This window comes from Pseudomonas haemolytica (genome assembly GCF_009659625.1).
Classification (GTDB): domain Bacteria; phylum Pseudomonadota; class Gammaproteobacteria; order Pseudomonadales; family Pseudomonadaceae; genus Aquipseudomonas; species Aquipseudomonas haemolytica.
The window spans coordinates 94,647-107,215 of sequence record NZ_VOIW01000008.1; the positions used below are offsets into that span (position 1 = coordinate 94,647).

A 12,569-nucleotide genomic window follows, 5' to 3' on the forward strand; every position below is an offset into this window, starting at 1 on the left:
GTGATTGATTATGGTCGGTATTAACGGCAATAGCCTTCGCCAGTGGTGACGATCAGGCAGTCTTTTTTATCCGCCAGCCATTTCAGGCCGGTGGCGGCACCGTCACCGGCGCGCAGCAGTTGTGGGCCGTCGGGGCGGTTGAAGGCGATGCCGTCTTCGGCGGCTTCACCCTTGAAGGTGCCGGAGTCGTCGGCGTCGAGGCCGTATTGCATGGTGAGCAGGTAGTGGCCGCGACCAATGCTGTCGTCCTTGGCGATGGTCAGGTTCAAGCCTTCTACGCCGATCCACTTGCCGACCCATTGATCGGTGGGTGGCGTTTGCGGCACGAGGGTGGCCTGTACGGAAGGTGGCGCGGGCTTGGGGGCTTCCTTGGCTTTATCGCAGGCGGTCAGCAGGGCGACAGCAGTCAGAACAAAGAGGATTTTTTTCATAGCGGCAAGGCCTTGATTAAAAAGTGTGCAACGCGGGGGCAAACGTGCAGGGTTGGACTCGATTCCCGTGATTTAGTGCGCTGTTCGCCCGGTGTTTGGTTATGCTCTTGGAGCAGACGCAAGCCCGGCTGCTAGATTACCGGGTTGAGTACCACCGCGTTCAGCTCGCCAGCAAGAGAATTCAATGACTGTCAGTACCCCCCTCTCAGGTGTCAACCATCCCTTCAAAGGTATTCTGCTGATTGTGGTGGCGACGTTCCTGTTCTCCAGCCACGACGCCTTGTCCAAATACCTGGCCGGGTTCTACCCCATCGTAATGGTGGTGTGGGCGCGCTACCTGGTGCACACGTTGCTGATGGCCGGGATCTTCCTGCCGCAATCGGGCTTGCGTGTGCTGCGCAGCAAGCGGCCGGGGATGCAGGTGGTGCGTGCCTTGTGCCTGTTGGGCACCAGCCTGTTTTTCACCGCGGCGTTGCATTACATCCCGCTGGCCGAAGCCACGGCGGTCAACTTTCTCGCGCCGATCCTGGTGACCGCGCTCTCGGTGCCGCTGCTCGGTGAGCACGTGACACGTGGCCAATGGCTGGCGGTGATCTGTGGGTTTATCGGTGTGCTGGTGATCATCCACCCGGGCGGTGAGTTGTTCACCCCAGCGGTGCTGCTGCCACTGTGTTCGGCGATGTTCTTCTGCTTCTACCAACTGCTCACGCGAATCCTCAGCCAATACGACACGCCGACCACCAGCAACTTCTTTGCCGGCCTGTGCAACACCTTGGTGATGAGTGCGCTGGTGCCGTTCTTCTGGCAGATCCCGACGCTGTGGCATGGGGTGATGATGTTGGCCCTGGGTACCTGTGGGATGACCGCGCACCTGATGCTCACCCAGGCGTTCCGCTTTGCGGCACCGGCCTTGCTGGCGCCGTTCGGCTATTGCCAGATCGTGTTTGCGGGGTTGTTGGGCTGGCTCGTGTTCAGTCATACCCCCGATACGACCACGATGGTCGGTATCGGGGTGATTTGCATGAGCGGGTTGGCGGCTGCCTGGCAGCAGCGGCGCAGGTAGATCAAACGTCGACGGTAGGAATCTTGCGCGGTGCCATGAAGTACATCCACACCAGTGCGATGAAGTACATCGCCGGGATCAGGGTGAACAACACGGTGTAGTTGTTGTTGGTCACTGTGAGAATGTGGCCGACGATCTGGGTCATGAACATGCCGCCGATGGCCGCGCACATCCCGCCGAAGCCGAACACCGTGCTCATCATGTGCTTGGGCGTGTAATCCATCACCAGGCTCCAGATATTGGCGGTCCAGGCCTGGTGCGCGCCGATGGCCAGGGAGATGGCGAACACCGCGACCCACAGCTGGCTGGAGCCGGCTGCCATGATCACGCCGACGATGCAGCAGGCAAACAGCAGCATCGACAGCAGCCGCGCCTTGATCGAGTTCATCCCACGGCCGATCAGGAACGACGACAGGATCCCGCCCCCCACGCTGCCGAAGTCGGCGGTCAGGTAGATGATGATCAGCGGTATGCCCATCTGCGTCACGTTGATGCCCAGGTTGTATTGCTGGTTCAAAAACGGCGGCAGCCAGTACAGGTAGAACCAGAACACCGGTGCGGTCAGCGAGTAGGCGAGGGCGAAGGCCCAGGTGCCACGCATGCGCAGGATACGGCTGAATGGCACGCGGGGTTGTTCTGGCTCGACTTCCTGCTGCACGTAGTCCAATTCGGATTGTTTGACGGTCGGGTGGTCTTCCGGGTTGTAGTACTTCAGCCCCCAGAACAGCAGCCAGATGCCGCCGAGTGCCGACATGCACAGAAACGCTGCCTGCCAGCCCCACACGTGCAGGATCAAGGGCAGCAGCATCGGCGTCATCATCGCGCCGACGTTGGTGCCAGCGTTGAAGATACCGGTGGCAACCGCACGCTCGCCGGCGGGGAACCACAGGCGGGTGGTCTTGACGCACGCCGGGTAGTTGGCGGCTTCGGTCAGCCCGAGGATTAACCGGCAGACCATAAAACCCACCGCCGAGGTGGCCAGGCCGTGGGCGCCGGTGGCCAGGCTCCACAACAGCACGGCGCAGAAGAACACACGCTTGACGCCGACCCGGTCGATCAAGCGGCCCTGCAGCACGAAGCCGATGGCATAGCCGACCTGGAACCAGAAGTTGATGTTGGCGTAGTCCATCGCCGTCCAGCTCATTTCCTTGGCGAGGATCGGCTGCATCACACCCAGGGCGGCACGGTCGATGTAGTTCAGCGTGGTGGCGAAGAACACCAGGGCCAGCATGCCCCAGCGCGTTTTACCCACGGCCAGGGCGCCGCGGATCTTGTCGCCGATGCCGGCGTGCGGGTTGCCCGGGCGCGTGGCCAGGGTGGAATTTTGCAGAGGCATGAGGTCGTACCCGTTTTTTGAAATTTTTATGGTGTGTTCTGGGTCTTTTTACTGGAGCGAATTGCGTGATCGATGGTGCGCAGTGGTTAAAAAGTCGTCAATTCGCCAAAAGGGCATAGTGTTCGATAATCGCACCGAAAACTAACCGGTTCGTACATTTTAATTGCTGCGTGTAGGCTGGGGGCGAATAATTTGCCACAAACAACAATCGCCGGGAGTCATCCATGCAACGTTCCATTGCCACTGTTTCGTTGAGCGGCACCCTGCCGGAAAAGCTCGAAGCCATTGCCGCCGCCGGGTTTGACGGGGTGGAAATCTTCGAGAACGACTTGTTGTATTACGATGGCAGCCCCCGGGAAGTTAGGCAGATGTGCGCTGACCTGGGCATCGCCATCACCCTGTTCCAGCCGTTTCGCGACTTTGAAGGTTGTCGCCGCGACCGCCTGGCACGCAACCTGGAGCGCGCCGAGCGCAAGTTTGACCTGATGCAGGAACTGGGCACCGACCTGGTGCTGGTGTGCAGTAATGCCTCGGCCGATTGTGTCGGTGATGAGAGTATTTTGCTCGATGACCTGAGCCTGCTGGCCGAACACGCGGGCAAGCGTGGCGTGCGCATCGGCTATGAAGCATTGGCCTGGGGCAAACATGTGAACACCTGGCAACAGGTGTGGAACCTGGTGCGCCAGGTCGACCACCCAAGCCTGGGCGTATTGCTCGACAGCTTCCACACCCTGTCGCTCAAGGGCGACCCGAGCGGCATCGCGCAGATCCCCGGCGACAAGATCTTCTTTGTGCAAATGGCCGATGCGCCGATCCTGGCCATGGATGTGCTGGAGTGGAGCCGGCATTTCCGCTGTTTCCCCGGCCAGGGCGAGTTCGACCTGGCGGGCTTTCTCGCGCCGATCATCCAGAGTGGCTATACCGGGCCATTGTCCCTGGAGATTTTCAATGATGGTTTCCGCGCCGCGCCGACCCGGGCGAATGCGGCGGATGGCTTGCGCTCCTTGTTGTACCTGGAAGAGAAAACCCGCCAGCGCCTGGCCGCAGAACAACCTGCAGCGCCGCTAGATATTCTGTTTGAAACCCCGCCGGCCAGCGAATACGACGGTATCGAATTTCTTGAGTTTGCCGTGGATGAAAGCCTTGGCGCCAAGCTGACCCATTGGCTGGAGCGTTTGGGTTTCGTCAAGGCTGGGCAGCATCGCTCCAAGAGCGTGAGCCTGTTGCGCCAGGGCGATATCAACCTGATCCTCAACTGTGAGCCTTATTCCTTTGCCCACAACTTTTTCGAGGCTCACGGGCCGTCGTTGTGTGCCACCGCCATCCGGGTCAAGGACAGCGCCAAGGCCCTGCAGCGGGCGGTGGCCTACAAGGGCCAGCCGTATCGCGGCCTGGTCGGGCCCAACGAGCTGGAACTGGCTGCGGTGCGTGCGCCGGATGGCAGCCTGATTTACCTGGTGGCCCCCAGCGAAGGCGGGCTGTACGACACGGATTTCAACCTGCAACCGGCCACGGCTGCCAGCGGCGGCTTGCTGCGCATCGACCATATGGCCATGGCCTTGCCGGCCGATAGCCTCGACAGCTGGGTGCTGTTCTACAAGAGCCTGCTGGATTTCGAAGCCGATGACGAGGTGGTGCTGCCCGACCCTTACGGCCTGGTAAAAAGCCGTGCGTTGCGCAGCCGTTGCAGCTCGATTCGCCTGCCGCTGAATATTTCCGAAAACCGCAACACTGCGATTTCCCATGCACTCTCGAGCTATCGTGGTTCAGGCGTGCACCACATTGCCTTCGATTGCGCAGATATTTTCGCCGAGGTGCGCCGGGCAAAAGAAGCCGGGGTGCCGCTGCTGGATATCCCGCTCAACTATTACGACGATTTGGCGGCGCGCTTCGATTTTGACGATGAGTTCCTCAGCGAGTTGGCGTACTACAACGTGCTGTACGACCGCGACGCTCAGGGCGGTGAGTTGTTTCATGTGTACACCGAGCCGTTCGAAGGGCGGTTTTTCTTCGAGATCATCCAGCGCAAGAACGGCTATGCCGGCTATGGCGCGGCCAACGTGGCGGTGCGTCTGGCGGCGATGGCCAAGTCGCGCAGCGGTGCGGTGCGCCAGGCGCGTTTATAACCGCGGGCCGGGTGCTTCCTTCGGCGAGCGCCGCGGCCCATAATCGGCGCCTGCACAACAATGGCCGTGAGCGCACCATGACCTCGAGTCCCGATCTCCCCGCGGTGCCAGACGCACCGCGCAAGAGTCGTAAGAACAATCCGGAAAAGACCCGCGAGAATATTCTCCAGGAAGCCATTGTCGAGTTTGTTCAGCAGGGCCTGTCCGGCGCCCGCGTGGACGCCATCGCCGAGCGCATCCACACCTCCAAGCGCATGATCTATTACTACTTCGGCAGCAAGGAGCAGCTGTACGTCGAGGTGCTGGAGAAGCTCTACGGCGATATCCGCAACACCGAAACCCGCATGAACCTCACTGCCCTGGAGCCGCGTGAGGCGATTCGCCGGCTGGTGGAATTCACTTTCGATCACCACGACCAGAATGTGGATTTCGTGCGCATCGTCAGCATCGAAAATATCCACAACGCCGAGTACGTAAAGCGCACGCATACGATCAAGGCGATGAATAGCAAAATTCTCGAGGGGCTTGGGGAAACCCTGCGTCGAGGCGCTGAAATGGGGCTTTTTCGCGCAGGGCTGGAGCCGCTGGACGTGCATTTGCTGATCAACTCGTTCAGCTTTTACCGGGTGTCCAACCGCCATACCTTCAGCGAGATTTTCCAGATCGAACTGTCGGATGAAGCGATCAAGCAGCGGCACCGGGAGATGATTTGCGAGTCGGTGTTGCGTTATTTGCAGGCCTGAGAACACGCAACTCTCGAGGTAGAAATGCAGTCAATGTGGGAGGGGGCTTGCTCCCGATAGCGGTGTATCAGTCAGCACATGCTTGGCTGACAGACCGCAATCGGGAGCAAGCCCCCTCCCACATTTTGCTCCAGTTTCTACAGTGAGGTATTCATGCTCTGGAAGTGCGTCAGCATTCGCCCTGCATCCGCCACTTGGCCGCTGAACAACTCAAACGCCTTCACCGCCTGAAACACCGCCATATTGCCTCCATCCAGAGTGCGGCAACCCAGGGCGCGGGCATTGCGCAGCAGCTCGGTTTCCAGCGGGAAATACACGATCTCCGCAACCCACAGTTCAGCCCTCAATAATTCTGCTGGTACCGGTGTGCCCGGCAGCTTGGCCATGCCCATCGGCGTGGTGTTCACCAAACCATCGGCTTGCGCCATGGCGTTTTCCAAGTGAGTACCGACTTGGGCACGGCCGGCGCCAAACCGCTGGGCGAGGTTATCCACAAGCTCAAGGGCACGGGCGCCGTCGACATCGAAAATACTCAGTTGCTCCACGCCTTCAGCCAACAGCGCATGGGCCACCGCCGCGCCCGCGCCACCGGCACCCATCTGCACTACGCGTTGGCGCGGCACATCATGCAAGTTACGCCGGAAACCTTCGGCGAACCCCAGGCAGTCAGTGTTATGGCCGATGCGCTTGCCGTCCTTGAACACCACGGTGTTGACCGCGCCAATGCCTCGGGCTTCGGCCGACAACTCATCCAGCAACGGCAGGATTGCCTGCTTGCACGGGTAGGTAATGTTCAATCCGGTGAAGTGCATCTGCTCCGCGGCCCGCAGCAGGTCGGGCAAGGCGTTGAGGTCCAGGTGCAGCGGCTCAAGGTCGATCAGGCGATACAGGTAGCGCAAGCCCTGGGCGTCACCTTCCTGTTCATGCAGTGCGGGGGTGCGGGAGGCCTGGATACCGGCGCCGATCAGGCCGGCGAGAATACGCGGTTTCATCAAGCGTTCCCTTTGAGCGTGTGGCTGAAATGTTCCAGGGCCAGGTGGTAGCCATGGCTGCCAAACCCGGCGAGTACTGCCTTGGCGATGGGTGACACAAAGGAGTGATGACGAAACGCTTCACGGGCATGCACGTTGGATAAATGCACTTCGATCACCGGTACTTCACTGGCGACCAGCGCGTCGCGAATCGCGACCGAGGTATGGGTCCAGGCTGCCGGGTTGATCACGATACCGGCGCAGCGGGCGCGGGCACCGTGGATCCAGTCGAGCAGTTCGCCCTCGTGGTTGGTCTGGCGAAACTCGATTTTCAGCCCGAGCTTTTCTGCGCTACGGCCACACAGGGCAGCGATGTCGGCCAGGGTTTCGTGGCCATAAGTGGCGGGCTCGCGGGTGCCGAGCAGGTTGAGGTTGGGGCCGTTGAGCACCAGCACGATGGGCGGCATAGAGGCATCTCCACAGTTCTTATTGGTTGTGGAGACAAAATGTACTGGATGGTTAATTTGGTCAATTGATCGCAACGGATCCGTTCGATTATCGAACCGTTAATCAACGGCACTCATCAATCCGATCAGATTAGATATCAATTGAAAATCATTCTCGACAACGCTTAAGATGCCCGCCTGTTTCCTTAACATTCCAGGGAGTCGGTTTGTCGGACGTGGATCTCAAGGGCCTGTTTCTCAAGCATGCCGATACTCTGCGCGGGTATCTGGCCCGCAAGGTACGGGACCCGCAATTAGCCGCAGACCTGGTGCAGGAGAGCTTCCTGCGCCTGGCCGAAAAACCGGCCGGTGAGCGTATCGACAACTCCCAGGGCTATCTCTATCGAACGGCGAGCAATCTGCTGATCGACCATATTCGCCAGGAAGCACGGCGCAAGACGGACACCGTGCCCCACGAAGCGTTGGCCGAGATTGAAGATGAAGTGGCCGGGTTGGAGGCTCAGGCAATGGCGCAGCAACAGCGACAGGCATTGAAGCAGGCACTGGCGGAGTTGCCGGAGCGCACCCAGCAGATTTTCCGCTTGAACCGTATCGACGGCATGACCCACGCCCAAGTCGCCCGGCACCTGGAGATCTCCGACAGCTCCGTGCAAAAGCATCTGGCCAAGGCCCTGGCGTATGTGATGCAGCGCTTGCAGGAAGGCGAGGTGGCGCCATCCGACGAATGAATTACCGAAAAACGCCAGGCCAGACGTCACAGCGTCTATATAACGAAAATTCGAGATTCACACGTGAATAGCCAAGGTCCGCAACAGCACAGCATTACCGAGGAGGCTGCCGAGTGGGCGGTGCGCCTGCACGCCGGTGCCTTGAGCGAACAGGAGCAGGCCGAGTTGCGCCAATGGATCGCCCGTGACAGCCGTCACGAAGCGGCCTTGCGCTTTGCCGAGCAGACCTGGGCGGCGCTGGGCGAAGTGCACAAGGACGACTCTGTACACCGACAGCGCCCGTCTACGGCGGCCATACCCGTGCGCCGCTCCCACCGCCGCCGGCCGTGGCAACGTGCAGCCGCTGTGGCGCTGGTGCTGGTGGTAGCGGGCGTCGGCTGGGTGCGCGGGCCGGACGCCTTGCTGCGCATGCAGGCCGACTACGTCACGCGCAAAGGTGAAGTGCGCACGGTGCACCTGGCCGATGGCAGTACGGTGGAACTGGACTCCGCCAGCGCGATCCGCCTGGATTACGATGGGGTGCAGCGCGGAGTCAGCGTGCTCCAGGGCTCGGCAGTGTTTGATGTGGCGCCGATGGCGGGCGAAGAAACCCGGCCTTTCGTGGTGCACAGCGCCGGGGGCCAGACCCGAGCGTTGGGCACGCGGTTTGTGGTCGAGCGCGAGGGCGACGGTCAAGCCTGGGTCGGCGTGTTGCAGCACAGCGTCATGGTTTCCGTGCAGGGGGCGCCGACAAAAGGCGCTGCCGAGCGCATCGTCGAGCAAGGCCAGGCTGCGCGCTACAGCCCTCAGGACGGTGTGGTCAGCCTTGATCAGTTTGATATTGACCGCGCCACCAGTTGGCGGCGAGGCGTGCTGATTTTCGATCGGCAGCCGCTGGCCAAGGTTATCGAGCAACTCAACCGTTACCGCCCCGGGCGGGTGGTGTTGACCAACCCGGACCTGGGTGAGCGTGAAGTCAGCGGCGTATTCCGTCTGGACATGCTCGACACCGCCCTCGGCACCCTGGCCCATGAGCTTCAAGTGCAACGCTTGGACCTGGCTGGCCTCAGCCTGATCTACTGATCTTTCCCTTGTATCGGTAAGAGTGAACAGGCTGGCTCCTACCGTTTCTTCTCCCTGCGTTAAAAACTTCTAAAAAGTCTTACTGACTTCCCGCACCTCGCACGTCTTGCTAGGTGAGAAGCATTCGCATAAACAAAAAACGCTTAGCGCAGGGATAATCAGAAATGTCAGCACTCACCAAGGGGCGTATTACCGGTAGCCGGTTGGCCCTGGCCATTCACCTGGGGTTGTTCGCCGCCGCCGCACCGGTTTATGCGGTGCAGCCTCTCGCCGGCGCGGCCAAGCCCGCTGTGTTGATGTTTGATATCCCTGCGCAATCCCTCGGCAGTGCGGTGCTGGCTTTCGCCGACCAGGCCGGCCTGCAAGTGTTGTTCGACAGCCAGCGCCTGCAAGGTTTGAGCAGCGCTGCGCTCAAGGGCAGCTTCGACGTGCAGGAAGGGCTTGGCCGCCTGCTCGGTGCTGCTCCGGTTGAATATCGCTTCACCGGCGAGCGCCAGGTCACCTTGACCCGGGTTGAGCAACAGGCCGGTGCCCTGGCCTTGGCGACCACCACGGTCACTGGCCTGCACCCGCAGGACTGGGTGTATTCAACCCCGCGCTCGGTCAGCGTGGTCGGGCGCGAACAGTTGGATCGCAACCCGCCGCGGCATGCCGCCGAGATGCTTGAAGAGGCGCCGGGCGTCTACTCCGCCGTCAGCCAGCAAGACCCAGGCCTGTCAGTGAATATCCGCGGTATCCAGGACTATGGCCGGGTCAACATGTCGGTAGACGGCATGCGCCAGAATTACCAGCAAAGCGGTCATCAGCAACGCAATGGCACGCTGTATGTCGACCCGGAGTTGTTGTCCGAAGTCGTGATCGAAAAGGGTGCGACCTCCACCCTGGGCGGTGCGGGAGTGATTGGCGGGGTGGCCAACTTTCGTACCGTGGAGGCCGCTGACCTGCTCAAGGATGGCAAGGAAATCGGTGGGCGCATTCGCCTCACCTCGGGGTTGGGCGGGCGCAGCAACGGCACTCATTTCATCGGCAGCTCGGCGTTTGCCGTGGGCACCGATGTGTGGGACATGCTGGTGGCCGCCAGTGAGCGCCACCTCGGCGATTACAACCCAGGCACAAAGGGCAGTATCGGCGAGCTGCGTACCGGCGCGGCTTTTATTCCGGCCAGTGAGGAGCGCATCAAAAACACCACCGTCGCCTATTCGGGGTCGGTGATGCGTTCGCGCCTGCTCAAGCTCGGGCTGAACCTGCCGGCTGACCAGCGTTTGCAACTGAGTTACCTGGCCACCGACGTCGACTACGACGACGTCAATATGATGACCGCCGAAAAGGCCCGGTTATGGGAAAAGCTCGGCAGCAGCGACGTCAAGGCGCAGAACTTCGCGCTGGACTACAGCTATGCGCCGGACAACCCGCTGATCGACTTCAAGGCCAAGCTTTACTACGTCGACACCCGCAATGACCAATCCACGCTGGCCCGGGGTATCAGCAAGGGTTACGACGTGACCTATCAAACCAATACCTACGGCTTGCAGGCGCAGAACATCTCGACCTTTGCCCTGACTGAGCTGGCCACGTTCAAGGCCAACTACGGGCTGGAATTCTTCTACGACAAGGTCCGGCCAGACTCCAACCAGGCGGTGGAGGCCGGCTCTGCGGTGACGGCCTCGGCGGCCGAAAGCATCACGCCCAAAGGCGACCGCGCAATGGGCAGCGTGTTCGGGCGCCTGGATTTCGACTACGACGGTTGGCTGAATCTCAACGCCGGCTTGCGCTACGACCGCTATCGGCTGCGGGGCGAAACCGGCTTGAACACCCGCACGTTCATCATCGGTACCACCCGCCAAATCGGTGTGCCGGTCAATTACGACGTGGACCGGGAGGAAGGCCGCTTCTCGCCGACCTTCGGCCTGTCGATCAAGCCCGGTGTCGATTGGCTGCAACTCTTTGCCACCTACGGCAAGGGCTGGCGCCCGCCGGCGGTGACCGAAACCATGGTCAGCGGTCGGCCCCACGGCGGTGGTTCGGAATTCATTTTCCCCAACCCCTACCTCAAGCCTGAGCGATCCACTGCGTGGGAAGTCGGGTTCAATGTGCTCAAGGAAGACCTGCTGTTCTCCAATGACCGCGCGGGCATGAAGGTGTCCTACTTCAACACCCGGGTCGATGACTTTTCCTATATGGCCCTGGGCGTGCAGCCGCCCGGTTATGGCAACGTCAATATCGGCAGTGCGGCCTATGTGAACAACCTGGAGACCACGCGTTTCCGTGGCCTCGAATACCAGCTGGATTACGACGCCGGGTTTGCCTACGGCCAGTTCAACTACACGCGCATGCTCGGCAGCAATAAATTCTGCAGCAAGACCGCTTGGCTCGGCGGCGTGACCAAGACCCAGAAGCGCCCGGGCAACCGTGCGCCGGTGGACGCGATGGTGCCAGACGATGCGGCCAATGCCGGCGTGGGCTGCAGTGCGATCCTGGGCTCCTCCGAACATATGCCCATGGACCGCGGCACCGCGACGCTGGGCGCGCGGTTCTTTGAGCGCACGTTGGACGTGGGTGTTCGCGCCCGCTATAGCGCCGGCTACTACGTGAAAGGCGCCGCCGGGGTGACCACTTCGCAGACCGGCGTCTACCCCGCCGACTGGAAGCCCTACACCGTCTACGACCTCTACGGCAGCTACCGCGCCACCGACCAACTGACCCTGCGCCTGGCTATGGAAAACGTCACCGACCGCGCCTACCTGGTGCCGCTGGGCGATGTGCTGGCCTTCACCCTGGGCCGTGGGCGCACCTTGCAGGGCACCGTTGAATATCAGTTCTGACCGCTTTTGCCCAGTGACGGGCAAAACCACAGCAGGCACTGGCTTGCTGCGGAGTGACCACCCAATGACTTGGAGTTTTGCATGAGCATTTCTATTTCATACAGCACGACCTACGCCGCCAGCACCGTCGCCCAGTACTTGAGCGATTGGTCGGCCTACTTCGGTGATCTCAACCACCGTGAAGGTTCGGTCAAAGAGGGTGTGAACACCGGTGGTTTCAATCCTGGGCCGTTCGACGGCACCCAATACGGCGTCTCGAGCAGCGTCAGTGATGCAGCCGTGGTCGCTGAAGGCAACCTGCATTACACCCTGTTCAACCCGCCGTCGCACACGCTGTGGGGTTCGCTCGACAGCCTGACCCTGGGTGACACCCTGGCCGGTGGCGCAACCAGCGGTGGCTACACCATCGCCAACCAGGAAGTCAGCTTCACCAACCTGGGCCTGTCGAGCCTGCAGGCCGAAGGCCGTGACGGCCAGGTGCACAAAATCGTGTACGGCCTGATGAGCGGTGACAGCTCGGCACTGGCCTCGGCGATCGACACCTTGCTCAAGGGCATCGACCCAAGCCTGTCGGTCAACTCCACCTTCGATCAACTGGCCGCTGCCGGTGTGGCGCATCAGGACTCGGCTGCGTTCGCCGCTGCCGATGTGGGCCTGGTCGGCATTCAGGATGCGCCTCAAGATTTCGCCCTGGCCGCCTGATGCAAAAAAGCCGATGAACGATCACGCCTTCATCGGCCTTGTTAAACCCCCGTCGCTGCCCGAGTTTTCGAAGGCCAGGGCGGCGGCGGGTGCGAACTCTGTGGGTACGCCGCCGGTG

The 12,569-nt window shown here is 61.1% G+C and carries 11 protein-coding genes; 7 read left to right on the forward strand and 4 right to left on the reverse strand.

Annotated elements, in window-relative coordinates; all coding sequences use genetic code 11:
- Positions 1-20 precede the first annotated feature (20 nt).
- Entirely contained in the window at positions 21-431 is a 411-nt protein-coding gene (locus FRT59_RS24275) for a membrane lipoprotein lipid attachment site-containing protein (protein WP_034117779.1), read from the reverse strand.
- A gap of 184 nt (positions 432-615) precedes the next feature.
- Here FRT59_RS24275 and FRT59_RS24280 point away from each other — a divergent pair, with 184 nt between their 5' ends.
- Positions 616-1,494: a DMT family transporter gene (locus tag FRT59_RS24280; RefSeq protein ID WP_034117780.1), complete on the forward strand. Its 879-nt coding sequence runs from the start codon at positions 616-618 to the stop codon at positions 1,492-1,494.
- Between the two features lies 1 nt (position 1,495).
- Here the strand turns inward: FRT59_RS24280 and FRT59_RS24285 are convergent, their stop codons facing one another.
- Positions 1,496-2,830, reverse strand: coding sequence for an MFS transporter (locus tag FRT59_RS24285; RefSeq protein ID WP_153872588.1), 1,335 nt, complete (start codon positions 2,828-2,830; stop codon positions 1,496-1,498).
- A 224-nt stretch (positions 2,831-3,054) separates the two neighbouring features.
- On the opposite strand from FRT59_RS24285, the gene quiC reads away from it, so the two are divergent.
- Both quiC and FRT59_RS24295 read left to right on the forward strand, forming a co-directional pair.
- Positions 3,055-4,956, forward strand: a complete 1,902-nt coding sequence (gene quiC, locus FRT59_RS24290; protein ID WP_153872589.1) for a 3-dehydroshikimate dehydratase QuiC — start codon at positions 3,055-3,057, stop codon at positions 4,954-4,956.
- A gap of 77 nt (positions 4,957-5,033) precedes the next feature.
- Complete coding sequence (locus FRT59_RS24295; protein ID WP_034117783.1) at positions 5,034-5,699, forward strand: TetR/AcrR family transcriptional regulator; 666 nt, start codon at positions 5,034-5,036, stop codon at positions 5,697-5,699.
- Between the two features lie 137 nt (positions 5,700-5,836).
- On the opposite strand, the gene FRT59_RS24300 is transcribed toward FRT59_RS24295, so the two are convergent.
- Positions 5,837-6,691, reverse strand: coding sequence for a shikimate dehydrogenase (locus tag FRT59_RS24300; RefSeq protein WP_153872590.1), 855 nt, complete (start codon positions 6,689-6,691; stop codon positions 5,837-5,839).
- Positions 6,691-7,137 carry a type II 3-dehydroquinate dehydratase gene (gene aroQ / locus FRT59_RS24305; RefSeq protein WP_034117785.1) on the reverse strand — a complete coding sequence of 149 codons (447 nt, stop codon included), beginning with the start codon at positions 7,135-7,137 and terminating at the stop codon, positions 6,691-6,693. Before aroQ ends, FRT59_RS24300 begins: the two co-directional genes overlap by 1 nt.
- 206 nt (positions 7,138-7,343) lie before the next feature.
- Between aroQ and FRT59_RS24310 the strand changes: the two genes are divergently transcribed.
- The 4 genes from FRT59_RS24310 to FRT59_RS24325 all read left to right on the forward strand — a co-directional run bounded on the left by FRT59_RS24310 (position 7,344) and on the right by FRT59_RS24325 (position 12,451).
- Entirely contained in the window at positions 7,344-7,865 is a 522-nt protein-coding gene (locus FRT59_RS24310; RefSeq protein ID WP_034117786.1) for an RNA polymerase sigma factor, read from the forward strand.
- 63 nt (positions 7,866-7,928) lie between these two features.
- Positions 7,929-8,927 carry a FecR family protein gene (locus FRT59_RS24315; protein WP_162524957.1) on the forward strand — a complete coding sequence of 333 codons (999 nt, stop codon included), beginning with the start codon at positions 7,929-7,931 and terminating at the stop codon, positions 8,925-8,927.
- A 164-nt stretch (positions 8,928-9,091) separates the two neighbouring features.
- A complete protein-coding gene (locus FRT59_RS24320; protein WP_153872591.1) occupies positions 9,092-11,749 on the forward strand; it encodes a TonB-dependent receptor in 2,658 nt (885 codons plus the stop codon).
- 81 nt (positions 11,750-11,830) lie between these two features.
- Positions 11,831-12,451, forward strand: coding sequence for a heme acquisition protein HasA (locus FRT59_RS24325; protein ID WP_153872592.1), 621 nt, complete (start codon positions 11,831-11,833; stop codon positions 12,449-12,451).
- Positions 12,452-12,569 lie beyond the last annotated feature (118 nt).

Excerpts from the sequence above, each read along its gene's own strand:
- FRT59_RS24275 (WP_034117779.1), bottom strand. The coding sequence starts at position 431 with ATGAAAAAAATCCTCTTTGTTCTGACTGCTGTCGCCCTGCTGACCGCC.
- FRT59_RS24280 (WP_034117780.1), top strand. The coding sequence starts at position 616 with ATGACTGTCAGTACCCCCCTCTCAGGTGTCAACCATCCCTTCAAAGGT.
- FRT59_RS24285 (WP_153872588.1), bottom strand. The coding sequence starts at position 2,830 with ATGCCTCTGCAAAATTCCACCCTGGCCACGCGCCCGGGCAACCCGCAC.
- quiC (WP_153872589.1), top strand. The coding sequence starts at position 3,055 with ATGCAACGTTCCATTGCCACTGTTTCGTTGAGCGGCACCCTGCCGGAA.
- FRT59_RS24295 (WP_034117783.1), top strand. The coding sequence starts at position 5,034 with ATGACCTCGAGTCCCGATCTCCCCGCGGTGCCAGACGCACCGCGCAAG.
- FRT59_RS24300 (WP_153872590.1), bottom strand. The coding sequence starts at position 6,691 with ATGAAACCGCGTATTCTCGCCGGCCTGATCGGCGCCGGTATCCAGGCC.
- aroQ (WP_034117785.1), bottom strand. The coding sequence starts at position 7,137 with ATGCCGCCCATCGTGCTGGTGCTCAACGGCCCCAACCTCAACCTGCTC.
- FRT59_RS24320 (WP_153872591.1), top strand. The coding sequence starts at position 9,092 with ATGTCAGCACTCACCAAGGGGCGTATTACCGGTAGCCGGTTGGCCCTG.
- FRT59_RS24325 (WP_153872592.1), top strand. The coding sequence starts at position 11,831 with ATGAGCATTTCTATTTCATACAGCACGACCTACGCCGCCAGCACCGTC.